General features: G+C 46.7%; 19 protein-coding genes. 8 read left to right on the top strand and 11 right to left on the bottom strand.

The window, feature by feature from the left end:
- Window positions 1-158 precede the first annotated feature (158 nt).
- The 3 genes from atpD to ACU37H_RS05985 all read left to right on the top strand — a co-directional run bounded on the left by atpD (window position 159) and on the right by ACU37H_RS05985 (window position 3,624).
- Window positions 159-1,652, top strand: coding sequence for a F0F1 ATP synthase subunit beta (atpD, locus tag ACU37H_RS05995; protein WP_472705642.1), 1,494 nt, complete (start codon window positions 159-161; stop codon window positions 1,650-1,652).
- Between the two features lie 97 nt (window positions 1,653-1,749).
- A complete protein-coding gene (gene atpC / locus ACU37H_RS05990) occupies window positions 1,750-2,007 on the top strand; it encodes an ATP synthase F1 subunit epsilon (protein ID WP_472705644.1) in 258 nt (85 codons plus the stop codon).
- 129 nt (window positions 2,008-2,136) lie between these two features.
- Entirely contained in the window at window positions 2,137-3,624 is a 1,488-nt protein-coding gene (locus ACU37H_RS05985) for a TlpA family protein disulfide reductase (RefSeq protein ID WP_472705646.1), read from the top strand.
- 64 nt (window positions 3,625-3,688) lie between these two features.
- On the opposite strand, the gene ACU37H_RS05980 is transcribed toward ACU37H_RS05985, so the two are convergent.
- The 4 genes from ACU37H_RS05980 to ACU37H_RS05965 form a co-directional block, all read right to left on the bottom strand.
- A complete protein-coding gene (locus ACU37H_RS05980) occupies window positions 3,689-4,201 on the bottom strand; it encodes an RDD family protein (protein ID WP_472705648.1) in 513 nt (170 codons plus the stop codon).
- 209 nt (window positions 4,202-4,410) lie between these two features.
- Complete coding sequence (locus ACU37H_RS05975) at window positions 4,411-4,881, bottom strand: hypothetical protein (protein ID WP_472705650.1); 471 nt, start codon at window positions 4,879-4,881, stop codon at window positions 4,411-4,413.
- 280 nt (window positions 4,882-5,161) lie between these two features.
- Entirely contained in the window at window positions 5,162-5,887 is a 726-nt protein-coding gene (locus ACU37H_RS05970) for a DUF4197 domain-containing protein (RefSeq protein ID WP_472705652.1), read from the bottom strand.
- Window positions 5,888-5,915: 28 nt separating this feature from the next.
- The gene (locus tag ACU37H_RS05965; protein ID WP_472705654.1) at window positions 5,916-6,467 is read right to left on the bottom strand and encodes a YqgE/AlgH family protein; all 552 of its coding nucleotides are present in this window, start codon (window positions 6,465-6,467) and stop codon (window positions 5,916-5,918) included.
- A 122-nt stretch (window positions 6,468-6,589) separates the two neighbouring features.
- Between ACU37H_RS05965 and ACU37H_RS05960 the strand changes: the two genes are divergently transcribed.
- The gene (locus ACU37H_RS05960) at window positions 6,590-7,939 is read left to right on the top strand and encodes a sensor histidine kinase (RefSeq protein WP_472705656.1); all 1,350 of its coding nucleotides are present in this window, start codon (window positions 6,590-6,592) and stop codon (window positions 7,937-7,939) included.
- Between the two features lies 1 nt (window position 7,940).
- On the opposite strand, the gene dcd is transcribed toward ACU37H_RS05960, so the two are convergent.
- Window positions 7,941-8,477 (bottom strand): dCTP deaminase, encoded by a 537-nt coding sequence (dcd, locus tag ACU37H_RS05955; protein WP_472705658.1) that lies wholly within the window; start codon window positions 8,475-8,477, stop codon window positions 7,941-7,943.
- 195 nt (window positions 8,478-8,672) lie between these two features.
- Between dcd and ACU37H_RS05950 the strand changes: the two genes are divergently transcribed.
- From ACU37H_RS05950 to ACU37H_RS05940, 3 genes are read left to right on the top strand one after another with little or no spacing between them, the layout of a single operon-like run.
- Window positions 8,673-9,290 (top strand): 4'-phosphopantetheinyl transferase family protein, encoded by a 618-nt coding sequence (locus ACU37H_RS05950; RefSeq protein WP_472705660.1) that lies wholly within the window; start codon window positions 8,673-8,675, stop codon window positions 9,288-9,290.
- 19 nt (window positions 9,291-9,309) lie between these two features.
- On the top strand, window positions 9,310-9,939 hold the full coding sequence (locus tag ACU37H_RS05945) for a YiiX/YebB-like N1pC/P60 family cysteine hydrolase (RefSeq protein WP_472705662.1): 630 nt from the start codon (window positions 9,310-9,312) through the stop codon (window positions 9,937-9,939).
- A gap of 36 nt (window positions 9,940-9,975) precedes the next feature.
- The gene (locus tag ACU37H_RS05940) at window positions 9,976-10,611 is read left to right on the top strand and encodes a hypothetical protein (protein WP_472705664.1); all 636 of its coding nucleotides are present in this window, start codon (window positions 9,976-9,978) and stop codon (window positions 10,609-10,611) included.
- A 22-nt stretch (window positions 10,612-10,633) separates the two neighbouring features.
- Here ACU37H_RS05940 and ACU37H_RS05935 read toward each other — a convergent pair whose 3' ends face one another.
- The 6 genes from ACU37H_RS05935 to cobA all read right to left on the bottom strand — a co-directional run bounded on the left by ACU37H_RS05935 (window position 10,634) and on the right by cobA (window position 15,404).
- Window positions 10,634-11,860 (bottom strand): DUF2130 domain-containing protein, encoded by a 1,227-nt coding sequence (locus tag ACU37H_RS05935; protein ID WP_472705665.1) that lies wholly within the window; start codon window positions 11,858-11,860, stop codon window positions 10,634-10,636.
- 210 nt (window positions 11,861-12,070) lie between these two features.
- Window positions 12,071-12,388, bottom strand: coding sequence for a hypothetical protein (locus tag ACU37H_RS05930; RefSeq protein WP_472705667.1), 318 nt, complete (start codon window positions 12,386-12,388; stop codon window positions 12,071-12,073).
- 278 nt (window positions 12,389-12,666) lie between these two features.
- The gene (locus tag ACU37H_RS05925; RefSeq protein WP_472705669.1) at window positions 12,667-13,086 is read right to left on the bottom strand and encodes an SH3 domain-containing protein; all 420 of its coding nucleotides are present in this window, start codon (window positions 13,084-13,086) and stop codon (window positions 12,667-12,669) included.
- 62 nt (window positions 13,087-13,148) lie between these two features.
- Entirely contained in the window at window positions 13,149-13,640 is a 492-nt protein-coding gene (locus ACU37H_RS05920) for a BON domain-containing protein (protein ID WP_472705671.1), read from the bottom strand.
- 104 nt (window positions 13,641-13,744) lie between these two features.
- The gene (locus tag ACU37H_RS05915) at window positions 13,745-14,428 is read right to left on the bottom strand and encodes a Crp/Fnr family transcriptional regulator (RefSeq protein ID WP_494407589.1); all 684 of its coding nucleotides are present in this window, start codon (window positions 14,426-14,428) and stop codon (window positions 13,745-13,747) included.
- 220 nt (window positions 14,429-14,648) lie between these two features.
- On the bottom strand, window positions 14,649-15,404 hold the full coding sequence (gene cobA, locus ACU37H_RS05910) for a uroporphyrinogen-III C-methyltransferase (RefSeq protein ID WP_472705675.1): 756 nt from the start codon (window positions 15,402-15,404) through the stop codon (window positions 14,649-14,651).
- 196 nt (window positions 15,405-15,600) lie between these two features.
- Here cobA and nirB point away from each other — a divergent pair, with 196 nt between their 5' ends.
- Window positions 15,601-18,117, top strand: coding sequence for a nitrite reductase large subunit NirB (nirB, locus tag ACU37H_RS05905; protein WP_472705677.1), 2,517 nt, complete (start codon window positions 15,601-15,603; stop codon window positions 18,115-18,117).
- Window positions 18,118-18,156 lie beyond the last annotated feature (39 nt).

Genomic DNA, 18,156 nt, shown 5'->3' with positions numbered 1-18,156 from the left:
ACCGCCCATTTTTGACACAAAGGAGGTGATTTTTTGGTTCCTGTGCATTGGTTACCATGGTAACCCCTCAAATGTGAATAATTTGTAAAGCCGTTGTGCCATAATACGCAGATAAGCCTTACTTTTGCAGCCACAAAAATAACCACACCTTAATTAATATGGCAAAAGTTGGTAAAATCAAGCAAGTTATTGGAGCGGTAATCGATGTACAGTTTGGCGATGCCCTTCCGGAAATTTACAATGCACTGGAACTAACAAAAGAAAACGGCGAAAAGCTGGTGCTGGAAGTTCAGCAACATTTAGGAGAAGATAGTGTACGTACCATCGCGATGGACGGAACTGAAGGATTGGTGCGTGGTACGGAAGTACGCGATACCGGAAAGGCGATAGCAATGCCAACCGGCGATGCGATCAAAGGCCGCCTGTTCAATGTAACCGGTGATCCGATTGACGGTCTTCCTGCTGTATCCAAAGAAAACGGCCGCCCTATTCACGCCATGCCTCCGGCTTTTGAGAACCTGAGCACTGCCTCAGAAGTATTATTTACCGGTATTAAGGTGATCGATCTGATCGAACCCTACGCGAAAGGTGGTAAGATCGGGTTATTTGGTGGTGCCGGTGTGGGTAAAACCGTATTGATCCAGGAGCTGATCAACAATATTGCGAAAGCTTACTCTGGTCTTTCTGTATTTGCAGGTGTGGGTGAAAGAACACGTGAAGGTAATGACCTGATGCGCGAGATGATCGAAGCGGGTATCATGAAATATGGTGAAGAGTTCAAACATAGCATGGAAGAAGGTGGCTGGGATCTGAGCAAAGTGAAAACAGAAGAGCTGGCTGATTCTAAAGCGACTTTCGTATTCGGACAGATGAACGAGCCCCCGGGAGCACGTGCGCGTGTGGCCCTGAGCGGTCTGACCATTGCCGAATATTTCCGTGATGGCGATGGCGAAGGAAAAGGTAAGGATATCCTGTTCTTCGTCGATAACATCTTCCGTTTCACCCAGGCAGGTTCTGAGGTATCGGCCCTGTTAGGCCGGATGCCTTCTGCGGTAGGATATCAGCCAACGCTGGCTACTGAAATGGGATTGATGCAGGAGCGGATCACTTCTACCAAGAACGGTTCAATTACCTCCGTACAGGCGGTATACGTGCCTGCGGATGACTTGACCGATCCGGCGCCTGCAACTACCTTTGCTCACCTGGATGCGACTACCGTATTGAGCCGTAAAATTGCGGATTTAGGTATCTATCCTGCGGTGGATCCATTGGATTCTACTTCGAGGATCCTCATGCCACAGGTAGTGGGAGAAGCTCACTACGAGTGTGCTAACAAAGTGAAAAGAATATTACAGCGTTATAAAGAGCTGCAGGACATCATCGCGATCCTGGGTATGGATGAGTTGAGTGATGAAGATAAAATGACGGTAGCCCGCGCGCGTAAAGTACAGCGTTTCCTTTCTCAGCCGTTCCACGTGGCGGAAGCCTTTACCGGTCTGAAAGGCGTACTGGTACCGATCGACGAAACGATCCGCGGCTTCAACATGATCATGGACGGAGAAGTTGACGAATATCCGGAAGCGGCTTTCAACCTGGTAGGTACGATCGATGACGCTATCGAGAAAGGTAAAAAACTGTTGGCGGGAGCGTAAGGTAGATGATTAGTACTTAGATGTTCTGAGGGGTGGAGTTAAAACGACGAGCCTTAGTCTCTATACTACAAATCTCAATACTAAAATCTTTTTATAAATGACACTTAATATATTAACTCCGGAAGGCAGTATTTACAGTGGTGAGGCTTACGGTGTACAGATGCCCGGAGTCACAGGTTCGTTCGAGGTGTTGGATAAACACGCACCCCTGATCGCAGCGTTGGGAGAAGGTAAGCTGAAAGTATTGCAGGGTAGCCTGACAGGTCCCGCGACGTTTTACCATATCCAGGGCGGCTTCGTAGAAGTGTTGAACAACAAAGTAACCGTACTGGTAGAGGGCGCTCAAAAAGCTTAATGCTGCTACACAAATATTTATTTAAAAAGCCGGTCGATAAAAGTCGACCGGCTTTTTTGTGTATGGGCCCAGATAATCGTTGTCTAATCAATTGATTTTTAAGTTGTATTTTTAGTAAAAACTATCTTTATGAAGCCCTTGCTCTTTATCGCTGCTTTGATCCTTCCTTCTCTTTTATATGCCCAGCGCTTCGATACTACCGGGACGGTATTGCTGACAGGACATATCGATAACTTCAACGATACGTATTTCGAGTACGCGCAAACCGGTTTTTTTGATAACGCTTCTTCGTCCGTTCTGGTGGATGCCGGCGGAAACTTTTCACATACAATAACGATAGAAGGCGTTCAGCAGGATCTGTACCTGTACCTGAATGATGACGCCATCACATTCTCCGTAGCAGCAGGCGATACGGTCCGGGTGTATTGGGATGCGGAGGAATTTACTAAAAGCTTTCGTGTGAATAGTCCGCAGGGCGTGCGCAATCAACTGCTCGGCCTTCAATGGCAGAACTATCTGCACTTCAGGAAGCCCTTGACCGACTTACATGAAGAGCTATATAAAAAGAGAGATTCCTTGACCGATGACGACAGATATGCGATGATCAACGGACTGTTTCAAAAGGAGATCCGGATGTTCGTAGATTCAGCGGGCAAAAAGGTGGCGCCATTACAAGCTTTTTATTTAGACACTTATTTTAAGTATACGAACCTTTTGAGAAGTGAAAGATTGATTCCCCGGTATAGCCTGAAACCGGTGGACCTGGCGAACGCTGACACAAGCTATGTAAAACGGCTACGCTATACGTTTCCCACGATAGAAATTACGTCATACACATTCCTTAACGAAAGATGGTTTTGGACTTCAGATCCTTATCGCGACTTCTTATACAACCACACGCGTTTTTCGTACCCGTACCATTCGTTTTCCGGAGAGATGTCCGGCTTCGACCCTACGCTCAACAATTATCATATGGCCTACGCGACGATGAAAGTGCATACAATCAGAAACTGGTTTATAGCGAAAAATATCGTCAATGACTTCAACTGGTATGCATTTGAAAACGTGGAGAACGTATATCATATTTTTTCAAAGGAACTGGATGATCCGGCTTTGAAAGAAATACTGGAAAAGAGGTATACGGCTGCACTCACCCTTAAGCCGGGAAAAGCAGCTCCGGGTTTCACACTCAAAAACGAAGCAGGACAAAACGTGTCCCTGGCCGATTTCGCCGGAAAAGTGGTCTACCTTGATTTTTGGGGTGTAGGTTGTGGACCTTGCATTTATGACATCGAAAATTATAGCCATCAGCTGCATGAACGCTATAAAGGAAAAGACGTGGTGTTTATTTCTGTTTGCGTGGATACCAATGAGAAACAATGGAAGCAGGCTTTGGAAAAATTCAACATGAAGGACCAGGTAAACCTGATTGCGGAAGGCTGGACAGAGCACCCTGTGTGTAAAAAGTATAACATCACAGGCATTCCGCATTACTTTTTAATCGATCAAAAAGGACTGATTATTGATAATAATGCACCTCGCATGGGAGAATTGCTGCGTCCCGGAGAAGGAACTAAGAATGCGATAGATAAAGCGCTTGAGGGTAAAGCAATATAAAAAAATAAGGCTGTCTCCTATGTTTGTGTAAAAACAAGGAGTCAGCCTCATTTAAAAGTTTGAATCATTTTTCTTTCACCACCAGCGTGCCTGCCAGTTTATCGTGTAAGGTTTGTTTTTTGTCGTCCCAAAGCATCATCAGGTAACCGATCAGTAAAATGATAGCGGATAACCATTTGGCAAAATGGCGCCCTGTTGCATTCAGAAATGAGATCCTTTCTCCACCCATTCCGGTTACTTTCAGGTTGAGCGCTTTCTTTCCAAGGGTGGCCTGTGCAGCGCTCGATTCCTGCAGCGCGAAATACAACCAGCTTACAACTACCGATAACAAATTAGAAGTATTGAAATAGCTGATCCGCACGGCGCTTGAAAAACCTTCGTTTTGCGAGACAGTCATGATTTCTTCCGTAGTTGGAGCGCCAAAAATCATTCTCACCACATAACCTAATATTCCAACAAGAATTGCGTCGATAATTACAGCGGCAAATCGTTCCCAGAAGCCTCCATATACAGTAATTGGTTGCGAATGGAAGAGATTAGACTCGCCGGAGTTGGCATAGTTTGTTGTAGGTTCCATAATAATTGGGGTTTGGTAGTTAATAATGATCCTAAACTAAAATAAGTTTTTGAAAAATCGATAAATATCAGTCAAGTTTTCGCATGTTTCGGCTGGCTCCAAGCAAGTTTTTGATCCTGATGTTATGAACGGGAAACTCTTGTTGTTTACTAATCGAAAAGGCACCCGCTGTAGATCAACCAGCCTTTTATCATCCCATGTGCTTTTTTTTACATAGCTCTCGTTAACGCGCCCAATCCCCCGAATATAAATGCCAGCAGGTAGAAGCCAATCATAATGATGGTTAATATGCCCAGGAATTTAAAGAATCGTTTCAGATACAAAAGCGACTGGTTGAACTTTGTGGGTTCGTTGTACCTGATACTGCCACGTACTGTGGTTCCAAACTTGTACAGCATTAGCGTGGGATAGAAAGTTACTGCACACACGACAATAAAATAGATGATGAAGAAGGCACTGCCCATGCCTCTGAATGGGGTAGGGCTGTCTGATGAATTCATAAATGCCGTCATCATAGAGCCAGCGAAAATTCCGAAAATAAACGTCAGACCCAGGATGACAAATCCGACAATGCTCAGGAACCGGGCCCACTTTCCCGCCTCATCGAGATTCATTTTGCCGTTTTGGGATAATATTCCGCCATCATTAAAAAGATCGCTGGTTGTGTTTGTCTCGGTCATCGTGTTTGTTTTAGTAGTTAATAATAGTCCTAAACTACCACAAGTTTTCGATAAATGAACAAACATTGAACAAAAGTACCGGCAATGGACCCCTGGATTAAGGCGCTACGGACATCAGGATAGGAACAGTCGCACCGCGGTGTTACATTGACTCCGTGTTTACCTTTTCGATCAGCGCATGAGCGCGATTCCGTATATAACCGCTGCGCATTCGTGGCGTACGCCCCTGTTCGCTCATCGGCCAGTCAAGAATTAACTTCACAAAGTTTGGTTGGGGGCTTTAATTGGACATCGTTCCCGTAGTTCTTTTTTGAAGATCTGCATAGCCAAACACGCGCTGCAGTACCGGCGTGGTACGTGCCGACACATTCGACCGGATGTCCTGCTCCTTCTGCGCCACATACAGGAACATGCCGTCAATGGCCCTTGCTGCGATGAAATCGTTCAGGTTGGTTTCCAGTTTTTTACTCAGAAAGGGAATGGCATTATAAGCCTTCACCAGTGTGTTGTATTCACTCGCGGCTCCGGTTGTCCGGATGGTGCTGTCAACGATCGGGCGAAAGGCCGTCATCAGTTGGGGGCTCATTGCCGTTTTGAAATATTGGGTAGCAGCGTGTGGATCCTTGCTGAAAAGAACGCCTGCCGCGTCGCCGATGCTCATATTCTTCACTGAATTCAGGAAGATCGGTTTCGCTTTTTGTACGGCCAGGGACATGGCATTGGTGAATTTGGCTGTCGCATTATTCACCACCGACGTCAGGCCCAAATCTCTCAGCGTTTTTTCGATCTTGGCTGCTTCGCCCGGAAAAGCGAAACGAACCAGCGCATTGCCCTGGCTGGGGTTGGCAAAAGCCTCAAAGCCACTAAAAAGGCCCTGTGTCAAAGCTTCTTTCAGTCCCTGCGCAATTTCGAAGTTGGAAAGTGTTCCCGCTACGTTCTTTATCGTGTCGCAGCCAGACAGAAAAAAAGTGCTGCTCAGGAGCGCTGCAAAAAATAGTTTTCTCATGTTGATTGTTATATTATCAGTTGATTTTCTAATTCATTCTCGGGTCCAGCGGTGCATTGATGATAAGCTCGTATTCCCCACCCAATTCCTTCAATACATCTTTCCACAACGCTTTTTCCTCTGGCGTAAAAACGAACTTTTTGCTTGCATCGGCCACGATCCAGGTTTTCTCGTCCATCTCCGCATCTAACTGACCCTGGCTCCAGCCACTATATCCCAAAAAGAACCGCACTTTGCTCAGGTCGGCCGTCCTGGAATTGATCAATTCGATCAGCTTGTCAAAAGCCCCGCCCCAATAGATCCCGTCCACGATCTCCTTGCCGCCGGGGATTGCCTCAGGATACTGGTGAAGAAAATGCAGGGTATTCAGCTCGACCGGTCCGCCCTCAAAAACGGGAAGTTGAAAGTCGCCCAGCTCGGGAACCAATTGGTCTATCGAGTACGCTAATTTCCGGTTCAGGACAAAGCCAAAGCTGCCTTCTGTATTATGCTCACACAGAAAGATGACGGTTCTTAAAAAGTTAGGGTCGTCTAGATGGGGGTTCGCGATCAGTAGCGTGCCGTTTGCGGGTTGTATCATAAAGCCAATATACTTATTTTTTACGAAGGGCCCGCGGCGATCGGGTTTTTATAAAAAGTTAAATATAAAACGCAAAGCTTTTATTAGCGAACGGCTTGACTGCTATGATTATATTTGCGTTTGTGAAAAAACTCTTTTCTTCGATAACTGTCTTAATTACGCTATCCCTCATCGGCATCATTGTGATGCAGATATCCTGGCTCAAAAACCTCATTGCATTAAGGGAAGACCAGGTAAAGCAGAATATTGACAATGTGTATCTCAACCTGAGCAATGAATTCGGTTTGCTTCGGGACCAATATATCACGCAGGCTAATGACGATTACTCCAGCCTGTTCTCTCAACGCAATTTCTTTGATTCGTACAAGACCATCACCATCGGCTCCCGGCTGAGTAGCGAGGAAATCGAACGGATCATCCAGCGGGCTTTTGATAAGGCCGGTCTCGAGAATATGAAGTATGAGTATGCTTTTATCTCCGGGCAAATGATGGGCGGAAACATCAATATTGAAAAACAGTCCCCTAATTTTTACCAGGTAAGCGCCGACTCCCTGAAGAATTATACACCTCCCGTACGGTTTATCCGTTCCAAAAGCGGGTCGCCTTCAGAAAATATCACCAAAGACGAAGTGCTGTATCTGACGGTGCTCAACTGGAAATCATTTGTAAAGAAATCACTGGTCTGGCGTATTATTCTGGCAGTGCTGTTTACCCTGGTGATTGTGGCGGCCTTTTATCTTACCGTCTACACCATGTTGCGCCAGAAGAAGCTGGGCGATATCAAGAACGATTTTATCAACAATATGACCCATGAATTCAAAACGCCTATCGCCACGATTTCGCTGGCGGTCGACGCGTTGAAGAATGAAAAGGTGATGGGTAATCCGGAAAAGCTGAACTACTTCAGTGCGATCATTAAGGAAGAAAACCAGCGCATGAACAAGCAGGTGGAAACAATTCTCAAAGCTTCGCAATTTGAAAAGCGCGAGGCCGAGATCGATCTGAAACCATTGCATGTACACGAAGTCATCGAAAATGTGGTAGATAATTTCCAGTTGCAACTACATGATAAAAATGGGGATGCCGAACTGAAACTGGCTGCCATCAACGATCGCATCAATGCGGATGAGGTGCACTTCACCAACCTGGTAAGCAACCTCATTGACAATGCCGTTAAATATTCAAAAGATAATGTACCGACCCAGGTGAAGATCTCAACCAGCAACACAGGCAATAGTATCGTGATTCGTTTTGAAGACAACGGTATCGGCATGAGCCGCGAAACACAGAAGCGTATCTTCGAGAAATTCTACCGCGCGCACACAGGAAACCTTCACAACGTGAAAGGGTTTGGCCTCGGTCTGAATTATGTGAAGTCAGTAGCGGATTCGCACAATGGTACCGTGAAAGTGGATAGCGTCCTGGGCAAAGGGTCGGTGTTTACGGTGGAGTTTCCCTTGCTCAAAAGCTAGGTTAAAACTGGTTCTTCCACATCATGCTCTCCACGGGCTTTTCAGGCTGGCTGCTATATTTCGCGTTTTTCTTTTGGTTGTATTTCACTTCGATCTCGCCTTCCACCGGGAAGTAGATTAGTTGCCCCACAGGCATGCCTTTATACACTTTTACCGGTTGTTTGACTGATATTTCCAGCGTCCAGTGGCCACAGAAGCCCACATCTCCCTTTCCCGCGGTGGCGTGAATATCAATACCCAGGCGGCCTGTCGACGATTTGCCTTCGAGAAACGGAACGTGCGCATGTGTTTCGGTGTACTCGAGTGTTACACCGAGGTAAAATACATGAGGATACAATACAAATCCCTCTTCAGGAATTTCAAAATATTCGATCTCGTTGTGTTGTTTAGCGTCCAGTATATGCGCTTTATAGGTTGCCAGCCATTTGCCCAGGTGCACATCATAGCTGTTGCTGCCCAGGCATTCGCGGCTGTACGGCTCAATCACGATCGAGCGCTTTTCCATTTCTTCTTTTATCCTGATATCAGAGAGAATCATTGTTGATTGTAGCGTTTAGTAAGTAGAAACCGGTTGCAACTCGTTTGGGCCCTTGCCCCTTGCCCATTGCCCCTTGCCCCTTGCCCCTTGCCCATTGACCATTGCCCATTGCCCATTGCCATTGCCATTGCCATTGCCCATTGCCCATTGCCCCTTTTAAGTTACTTTGCGCAATATAAAATTATTAGTCTCATCATGCCTGTTTTTTTTCAACAAGATATTAATGAAACAACCCGTTTGGGGATCTGGCAGATCGAAGAAGACGAAGCTTTTTTCAAGAACCTGGTGCCTTTGCATCGCGATGTAACGCATGCCCACAAAAGGCTGCAGCATCTGGCGGGGCGCTTTCTGCTGAAATATCTTTTTCCCGGTTTCCCTTCAGAGCAGGTGGTCATTGCCGATACAAGGAAACCGTTCCTGGCGGATGAAGCCTATCATTTCTCTATTTCTCACTGCGGCGATTATGCTGCCGCCCTTGTCAGCAAAGATCATCGGGTGGGTATCGATATAGAACTTCCCACACCCAAAGTGGGGAAGGTCCGTCATAAGTTTCTCAGCGAAGAAGAGGAGCGGGTAGCGGCGCCTGACACGCTCGAAGAACTGACACAACTCTGGAGCGCGAAGGAAGCGGTATTTAAGTGGTATGGCAACGGCGAGGTGGACTTCAGGCAACACATACAGCTGAAAGAATTTAGCAACCATAAAAAATCGATCAGCTGTTTCTTCACGAAGCGCCAGGTGTTGATTGATATTCAGCTCGCTTACCTCGCGCCGCTTTGTCTTAGTTATGTCGCAACGCCTGCTGATTATTGATTTATATAAAACCTGTCACTTGAAAGGATTATTGATATTGCCCGTTTTCTTTTGGACCGCTCTATCGGCACAGCTTTCGGAGCATCGTGTTTTGAAGACCGGCGACCTGCTGTTTCAAAACCTGGATTGCGGCGAAATGTGTGATGCTATTGAGGCGGTGACCACCGGGTGGCGCAACCATTCTTTTTCTCATGTAGGAATGGTTGAAGCAACCGATAGTGTCATCTTTGTATGGGAAAGTATGGGGCCGGGTGTCCGCCGGGTGCCGCTTGATTCGTTCCGTGCCAGGTCTGCACATCCTTTAGTAGCGGGCAGGTTGAAACACCGGTATCAGAAATTCGTCCCCGCGGCTATTCGTTTTTTACACCGCAATAATGGCGTCCCTTACGATGATGCTTTTCTTTATAACAACGGAAAGTATTATTGTTCCGAGCTGATCTATGATGCATTCATGCATGCGAATAAGAACAAGCCTTTCTTTCGGCTGTATCCTATGACCTTTAAAAAGCCGGGTTCGGATGTATACTTCCCGGTCTGGGTGCGTTACTACCAGTCGCTTGGCCTGCCGATACCGGAGGGAAAACCGGGATGTAACCCCGGCGGATTATCGAGGTCTGATCGGTTAAACATTTTTTTGACAGGTCAATAAAATCGATAACTTTGGTGCTAACTAAAACTGACTAATATGAGACTTTGTTTCGTCTGCGTTTCCCTGTGCCTATTGTTTTCGGCTTGTGGGCCTTCCATCTACAAATCGGCTGGCATCAAGCAAGCCATTAAGGAGCACAAAACCGTGGCTATCTTACCTGCTTATGTAACTACAAAATTACGACCTAACGAACGCAAAAAAATAACCGCGCAACAGCTGGCACAGTTGAATGAAGAGACTGGTTTTTCCATACAGCAACAAATGCAAGCCTGGTTCTTACGACGTTCTGACAAATATAAGTACACCATATCCTTCCAGGATATTGCAAGAACGAACGGGTTGTTGAAAGATGCCGGGGTAGCCTACGAGGATATTATTAAAATAGACAGAGCCAAGCTGGCGGAGATGCTCAATGTGGATGCGGTTATCCAAAATAAAAGCTATATGGACAAACCGATGTCTGACGGTGCGGCTATCGCTGTTGCTGCGGTTTTCGGAGTTTGGGGCAGCACAAACCAGGTTAAAACAATTATTGACATTCATGACCGTCGGGGTAATCTTTTATGGCAATACGATTATCTTGCCAACGGAAGTATTGGTGCTTCGCCGACAAGGCTGGTAGATGCGCTTATGCGTAATGCGGCCAAAAAATTTCCGTATTCTTTACGATAAGGAAAGGGAAAGACCAAGGGCGTTACCCGCTGTCGTCGTCAAATTCCAGCAGGTTCAGATCCACATTTTCTAATCCGCTGATACCATCGATCGAGCCGCGGATATGAGTGGCATTAAGCAATACTTTTTCCAATTGTTTTTCGCGGGCTTTCCAGAGACGTTCCATTGCATCGCGTTCTTTCTGTATGCTGATCTTCATGCTCAGGAACCCTTCGCGTATGGCTTTCCATTGCTCGGCAAATTCGCTGCTCGTCAGGTAGCTATACAGAAGGTTCATCTTGTCTCCTTTGTTCTCCTGGCTTTTAGCAGCATTGTAGATCCGCAGGATCCCGTCTCTCAATACCGCCGCCAGCGCTTTTGCTTCAGAGAAGCTGCAGATCCATACGCCGTCTTTTTCTCCAAAACAATTCATTTCTTTCGGGTACCGCCGTGTCACGAGGATCGCGATATCTGCTCCCAGCGAGCGCATATCCGCTTTCAGCTTTTCGATCCATTCGCCTCCAAAATTTTCTGCCCGCTTGCTTTCCCAGATGATCCGGCCACATTCTGCTCCCAGGTTGTTCCTTACGACCTGTATGCAGTCGGCACCACGCACGCCTTTGCCCACCTCCTCAATCCGGTCAAAGGGAAAGGCAGTAGACAGCAGCTCCTCCAGCGCAAGTTCCTGGCTCTCTCCCTGCAGTTGCATTGAGCCTTGCTCCGCCTTTCGTTTCATCTCGCTGGCCAGCTTTTTCTGATCTTCCAGTTGCTTCTCCAGTTCTCTCAAACGTAGCTGGTATTCTGTTTCTTTTTGAGCCGATTTTTCTGCTTCGATCTTACGAAGACTTTCCGCCAGGCGTTCGCGTTCCTCGCTCAGTTTTTTCTGGAGGGTCAGTTCCAGCTCAGCTTCTTTATTTTTAAATTCCTGTTGTTGTTTCAGAAATTCTGTTTCGCGCTGTCGCGATAGTTTAAGCTTTTCTTCGTTTTCTTCGTTCGCTTTTTGAAGCAGCGACAGTTTGTTTTCGAAATCTCCGGAAATCGTTTTTCTCAGCTGCCCTTCGAGTTGCTTTTGCAATGAAGTCTTTTCCAGCTGCAGCTTTTGCTGCCATTCGGATTCTTTTCGCTGCATCTCTGCTGCATGCTCTTCCGTTTTCTTCCTTTGCCATTCGGTAACCTTCGAACGCAGCTCTCTTTCTACTTCTTCCCTGATTGCTTCATTCGGTTCGAACTCGGTGCCACAACTCGGGCATTTTATTTTTGTGGATGTCATGGGTGCTTGTTAAAGATCAAACTTACAAATTGTATCGCATAGGCCCCAAAAACGGAAGTATAACGTTTCCATTCAGTTCTGCGTGCCTTGTAAAGGTTTGCGCACGCTCGCAGTGAAAATCAAAAAAATGAAAACGCTACTTACTTCTAAAAACAATAGCCACCCGCGTAAGCGGATGGCTATTGCAACTAGCTAAATCAGTAATACTGGTTAAGCTTCGTTCTCTTCTTCTGTTTTTATGTCATATTGTTTAGCGCTCAGCAATTCCTTGTTGGTTATTGCATAAAACGTGTTGCTGAACTGACTAAACTGAGTGGCCAACGATGCTGTTGTACTATCATTGATCGCTGTGGGCGGAGTGGGAGTACTTGTCGTATCTGTCGGTTCAGTGGGCTCGGTGGGCTCCGGTACAGGCGTTTGTGTTGTATCCGGTGTCGGAGTTTTTGTCGTGTCCGTCTGGGCCATTGCTGTACCCACTAAAAATGTAGAAGCTGCTACCAGTACGAATTTTGTTGCAATTTTTTTCATGATATGTGGTTTTAGAGTTAATTAAATTGAACTTGTTTATGTTTAAAAATTTGTTTGAAATGTAAACATCCTTGATGTAAGGGCTCTTATATAAAAACGCTCATAAAACTTTTTCCGATATAAACGTTTCGTTAATGTATCCCTTATTATTTCTAAACGAAATGGGTGTTATCTTAAAATGAGTTAAAAAAATAAAGTAGCCAGGCTAAAGCCGCTTTATATGATACACGGAGAAGAAGGATGGAAAAGAAGGTGGTGTTAGACAAAGGCTCTGCGATTTAGGAAACCGGCTCCAGGTATTGCGCATATGCGTAGCCTTCTTCACCATCTTTAGTGCGCACCAACCACCAGAGGTCATTGGCTTTACTAACTAAAGTAATGATTTCGTCTTTCGCTGCCTTTCCAATCACGGGCTGATCCGTTCCGGGTCCTTTCCTGATATTCAGACTTGTTTCGCGGGTGATCACCTTCACCTGGCTTCCTACTTCTGCTTTTGCATTTACATTCAGGATAAGGTCGCCCCCTGAATAATTAGGATCGATCTGATTGTACAGCTCCCACAGCTGGTCTTTCACCGCTCCGCTCGGAGCGTCACCATCAATATATAGCACGTTGTCCTGCTCCCTCACGGATAAGTTAGAAACACCTGCCTGATTAGCTGCATCGATCAAAGCCTTATATTTTTCCTGGAGTGCCATAAGGATAAAATTTTATATGAGTTTTTTTGATGTAATGAATAAATATTGGGAAGCATAACCGGTTATTGAACCGTTAGTCCTTTACTATCGATCTTCCGGGCTTTGGTAGCCTGAACTTTTTGCATCATAGTGGTGAGCTCGCTTTTAGGGATCTCGCCGGTCAGCACAACCACACCTCCGGATACAGAAGCGGATACAGTCGGGTGATCTTTAATAGCGTCTCTCACCGCATTGGATAAAGAATCATCCGGGCTTACCGTAATAGCGGGGGTAGGGGCTGGCGGAGGAGTAGCGGTCGTGAGATTCTCTACGTCTTTAATGCCTTCAACGCCCTTTACGGTTGATTCGGCGGCCGCCTGTGTCGCAGGGTCTTTCACTTCGCCGGTCAGGGTAGCTTTACCCTTGTTTACTTCAACTGTAACATTGCTCAAATCGGGATTGGTTTGCAAAGCCGCTTCAGCAGCCGTTTTCAGGTCAGCATCACTTTTGCCCTTACAAGAAGGAAGTGAAAAGGATAAGGCTACAAGAGCGAAGATTGCGAGAACTCTTTTCATGTTTTCATCAGTTTAGTAGTTAACAAAATGGTACTAACTACACGCAATCGAATTCAGTGCCAATTCAGGCACCGGAAGTATTTATTCGATAAATTGATGTAACATTAACAGATAGCTGCGGCAAGGCCTTCCCGGTCCAGCAGCGCAATATTCTTGCCTTCAGTTCTGATATATCCCAATTCAGCAAACTCTCCCAGGAACTTGTAGGCGGTTTCATAAGCGGTGCCTACGTAGGCAGCAATATCTTGCCGGTTGATCGTAAAAGCTATAAAGCCTAAGTCATTATATCCAAACTTTTTTTCTAAAGCCAGCAGTGCGCTCGCCAGCCGTGCTCTCACAGGCATATGAGCCAGATTGCGCATCCTGATCTCTGACAGGTGCAGTTCATCAGCCATGAACATCATGAATGCGTAGGCAAAATCCTTATTCACCTTAAAGGTGGCTTCAAAGAAATCCAGGGTAATATAGCAAACCGTTACAGGAGAGAGGGCGGTTGCAGTGATAGGGTAGTTGCCGGGACCGGTGCTTAATCCGCGGTGACCGAGAATATCCTGGTTGTGGGCAAAGCGGACAATCAGCTCCTTGTCCTGCTCCCAAAGCTTGTGCACTTTCAATACGCCGCTCAGCATAAAATAAATGCCGGTTACAGGGCTGCCTTCGGCGAAGATGATATCGCCTTTTTTATATTGATCAATTTGAATGTTCGTATCAAGAGCGGGCCACCATTCTTTCATACAATGCTGGTGTAAAAAAGAGTGTTGGGCAGGAATTACTTTCTTCTGACGCATAGCGGAAATAAAGATAGCTCAATATCAGCGACAGGTGCGTGAAAATGCTGTCTATTTCGGTGCAGAGGCAGTCATATGCTTTTAGGCCTGATCCGTTGATAACAGATATACGAACGGATATAATTTCATTTGATGCTGAGATGCTTTGTCGATACACTCACATAGGATTATGCGTGCATTCCCGACTTAATCTATCGCTGGTGCGTTCGCTCGGTTGTTATCAGATCTGAAACAGCTGGCGCATAGGCTGTTGCTTCAGGAACTGTTGAGAAAGCGCCACCACTTCTCCTATTATAATAATGGCGGGGTTTGCCAGGCCTGCATGTTGTGCCCTGAAGCTGATATCTTTTACCTGGCCCCATACCATCTTCGCGTGGGGCAGCGTCCCGTTTTGTATGATCGCCGCCGGTGTATCTCCTTTTCCATAGGTCAGAAAGATATCTACTATTTTTTCCAGCTTGCTCATGGCCATGAGGATCACAATAGTTGCGGTAGACTGCGCCGCCAGTTGTATGTCCGGAGAAATATCGCCCTTTTGTGTGGTCCCTGTAACCACCCAGAAGCTTTCGTTAACGCCGCGGGCGGTGACCGGGATCATTTGTGAAGCCGGAACGGATAACGCGCTTGATATGCCAGGTACAACTTCAACCTCCATGCCGGCCATCTGTGCTGCTTCCAGTTCCTCCCAGGCCCGCCCGAAAACAAATGGATCCCCACCTTTCAATCGCACAATATTCTCATGGGACGCCGCGTATTCCACGATCAGATCATTGATAGCCGCCTGGCTGAGCGCATGACAGCCGTACCGCTTGCCTACAAACTGCCTGATGCAGCCGGGTTGACAATGTTCCAGCAATTGCTGATTAGCCAACGCGTCATAAAGGACAACGTCAGCCTGCTGCAATTTTTTAACGGCTTTGAGGGTGAGGAGTTCCGGATCACCCGGACCGGCTCCGATTAAGGTAAGTTTGGGCATTCTATTCAAATTATAATTAAATATATATAATAAATATTTAGCTAAAATAGGAAATATTGTAGTTATAATATTATATTTGAAATATAATTTTATTGTTTATACTTTATTTTGAAATCATTTTTCATAAATATATTATATATAATAAATTATAATACGATTTCTTTTGCCATTTTTTTGATTTTAAAACGACATCATTATGAAAGTTGTAATCATTGGAAATGGCATGGTCGGCCAAAAATGCTGTGAGAAGTTACTGTCTAAAAAAATTCCTGGTCTGCAACTGACCGTTTTCGGAGAAGAGACCTTAGCTGCTTATGACCGCGTTCACCTGAGCTCCTATTTCGCAGGAAAAACGGTGGAGGACCTCACCTTGCAGCCGGTAAGCTGGTATGAAGAGCAGGGTATCAACCTCCGGCTCGGCGATCCCGTGCAGGAGATCAACCGCGAAAAGAAAACGGTTACCTGCTTCGAAGGGAATACCCTTTCTTATGATTATCTGATCCTGGCCACGGGCTCGGCAGCGTTTGTGCCACCGATTCCGGGTGTGGACAAGCATGGGGTGTTCGTATATCGAACCATCGAAGATCTCAACATGATCTGGCGCCATGCGGCTACCGCCAAATCGGCCGTAGTGATCGGGGGCGGATTGCTGGGACTGGAAGCGGCCAAAGCCTGTCTTGATCTGGGTATCAGGAATACACATGTTATCGAATTTGCCCCACGCCTCATGCCACGCCAGATCGACGAGCATGGATCCGATGTGCTCATCCAAAAGTTGCGCGATCTTAATATTACCACTCACACCGGAAAAAATACCGCGGCCATACTCGGAAACGAAACCATCACCGGGATGATCTTTACAGATGGGACCCTTTTAAGTACCGATATGCTGATCATCTCGGCAGGTATCAAACCCCGCGATGAGCTCGCAAGAGCCTGCGGATTAACGGTCGGACCGCGCGGGGGCATTGTGGTCAATGATTTCATGGAGACCAGTGATGAGCATATCTACGCTGTCGGCGAATGTGCGCTCCATAACTCCATGGTCTACGGATTGGTGGCGCCGGGCTACGAAATGGCAGAGGTGGTAGCGGCGAGGCTGGCGGGTAATGCGGCCAAACACTTTCCGGGCTTCGATATGAGCACCAAGTTAAAGCTGATCGGCGTGGATGTAGCAAGTTTCGGTGATCCGTTTATCAGCGGCGACGAAGCCAAAACAATCGTGTTTCGCGATAATCATAAAGGGATCTACAAGCGGATCAATTTTTCCCCGGATGGAAAGGAGTTGCTGGGTGGCATCCTGGTAGGAGATGCAGATGCCTACAATATGCTGCTGCAGATCTGTAAGAATAAAATGGCGCTGCCGCCCGATCCGATGGACCTTATCATCAAGGCTAAAGAAGGAGCGGCCGGTCAGGGCGCTGGCGTTGAGGCCTTGCCGGGAGACGCCTTGATCTGTAGTTGTGAAGGAGTAACCAAGCTCGATATCTGCAATGCAGTCACCGAATCTGGTTGTGAAACGGTGGATGCCATTAAAAAATGTACCAAAGCAGCTACAGGCTGCGGGGGGTGTGCACCTATGGTAAAAGATATCATGCAATACACCCTGAAGCAGCAAGGTAAGGTGGTGCGCAATGTATTGTGCGAACACTTTAATTACTCAAGGCAGGAACTATACGACCTGATCAAAGTGAAAGATCTTCATTCTTTTGACCAGGTGCTTGATGCGGTGGGTAAGGGAGACGGTTGTGAAATTTGCCGTCCTGTCGTAAGCTCCATTATGGCCAGTCTTTGGAATGAATTAATTGTCAAAAAGGAAAACGCTACTTCCCAGGATACCAATGATCGCTTTTTAGCAAATATTCAAAAAGGAGGCACCTACTCAGTCGTCCCTCGTATCCCCGGGGGAGAGATTACGCCGGACAAATTGATGGTCATTGCGCAGGTTGCTAAGAAATACAACCTGTATACAAAGATCACCGGCGGACAGCGCATTGATATGTTCGGCGCTCATGTGGGCGACCTGCCCTTTATCTGGGAAGAGTTGATTGCAGCAGGCTTCGAAAGCGGACATGCATACGGAAAGGCGCTCCGCACTGTAAAAAGTTGCGTGGGCAGCACCTGGTGCCGCTTTGGCCTGCACGACAGTGTCAGCTATGCCATCCGGATTGAAGAGCGTTATCGCGGGTTGCGTGCGCCGCACAAAATTAAATCAGCCGTGTCCGGATGTATCAGGGAATGTGCCGAAGCCCAGTCAAAAGATTTTGGGATCATTGCCACCGAAAAAGGCTGGAACCTCTATGTCTGTGGCAATGGCGGCTCCAAGCCCCAGCACGCGCTGTTGCTGGCTACGGACCTCGATTCTGAAACCTGCATCAAATATATTGACCGGTTCCTGATGTTCTACATCAAAACAGCCGATCCGCTGACCCGTACCGCTACCTGGTTGAATAAAATGGAAGGGGGCATCGATTACCTGAGGAATGTGGTGGTAAACGACAGCCTCGGTATCGGTGAAGACCTCGAGCGTGAAATGCAAACACTGGTCGATCATTATCAATGCGAATGGAAAGCAGCCATCGAAGATCCTGAGATCAGGAAGCGTTTTAATCACTTTGTCAATGCGCCCCAGGAGAAAGATCCTACTGTACAGTTCGACACTTTCAGAGGCCAGAAAAAAGCAGCCGAGTGGAACAACCCGGTAAGTGTGTAGCCGCTATTTCCCTGTACGCTTATTCTGCAATACATCTTA

Source organism: Niabella sp. ZPM-14, assembly GCF_055693045.2.
This window is presented reverse-complemented; position numbering and strand designations above follow the sequence as displayed.

Bases quoted from the DNA above. Each gene is read 5' to 3' on its own strand.
- ACU37H_RS05930 (WP_472705667.1), bottom strand. From the start codon at position 12,388: ATGAAAAAAATTGCAACAAAATTCGTACTGGTAGCAGCTTCTACATTT.
- ACU37H_RS05975 (WP_472705650.1), bottom strand. From the start codon at position 4,881: ATGACCGAGACAAACACAACCAGCGATCTTTTTAATGATGGCGGAATA.
- ACU37H_RS05965 (WP_472705654.1), bottom strand. From the start codon at position 6,467: ATGATACAACCCGCAAACGGCACGCTACTGATCGCGAACCCCCATCTA.
- atpD (WP_472705642.1), top strand. From the start codon at position 159: ATGGCAAAAGTTGGTAAAATCAAGCAAGTTATTGGAGCGGTAATCGAT.
- atpC (WP_472705644.1), top strand. From the start codon at position 1,750: ATGACACTTAATATATTAACTCCGGAAGGCAGTATTTACAGTGGTGAG.
- ACU37H_RS05920 (WP_472705671.1), bottom strand. From the start codon at position 13,640: ATGAAAAGAGTTCTCGCAATCTTCGCTCTTGTAGCCTTATCCTTTTCA.
- ACU37H_RS05980 (WP_472705648.1), bottom strand. From the start codon at position 4,201: ATGGAACCTACAACAAACTATGCCAACTCCGGCGAGTCTAATCTCTTC.
- cobA (WP_472705675.1), bottom strand. From the start codon at position 15,404: ATGCCCAAACTTACCTTAATCGGAGCCGGTCCGGGTGATCCGGAACTC.
- ACU37H_RS05925 (WP_472705669.1), bottom strand. From the start codon at position 13,086: ATGGCACTCCAGGAAAAATATAAGGCTTTGATCGATGCAGCTAATCAG.
- ACU37H_RS05935 (WP_472705665.1), bottom strand. From the start codon at position 11,860: ATGACATCCACAAAAATAAAATGCCCGAGTTGTGGCACCGAGTTCGAA.
- ACU37H_RS05940 (WP_472705664.1), top strand. From the start codon at position 9,976: ATGAGACTTTGTTTCGTCTGCGTTTCCCTGTGCCTATTGTTTTCGGCT.
- ACU37H_RS05950 (WP_472705660.1), top strand. From the start codon at position 8,673: ATGCCTGTTTTTTTTCAACAAGATATTAATGAAACAACCCGTTTGGGG.
- dcd (WP_472705658.1), bottom strand. From the start codon at position 8,477: ATGATTCTCTCTGATATCAGGATAAAAGAAGAAATGGAAAAGCGCTCG.
- ACU37H_RS05915 (WP_494407589.1), bottom strand. From the start codon at position 14,428: ATGCGTCAGAAGAAAGTAATTCCTGCCCAACACTCTTTTTTACACCAG.
- ACU37H_RS05985 (WP_472705646.1), top strand. From the start codon at position 2,137: ATGAAGCCCTTGCTCTTTATCGCTGCTTTGATCCTTCCTTCTCTTTTA.
- nirB (WP_472705677.1), top strand. From the start codon at position 15,601: ATGAAAGTTGTAATCATTGGAAATGGCATGGTCGGCCAAAAATGCTGT.
- ACU37H_RS05970 (WP_472705652.1), bottom strand. From the start codon at position 5,887: ATGAGAAAACTATTTTTTGCAGCGCTCCTGAGCAGCACTTTTTTTCTG.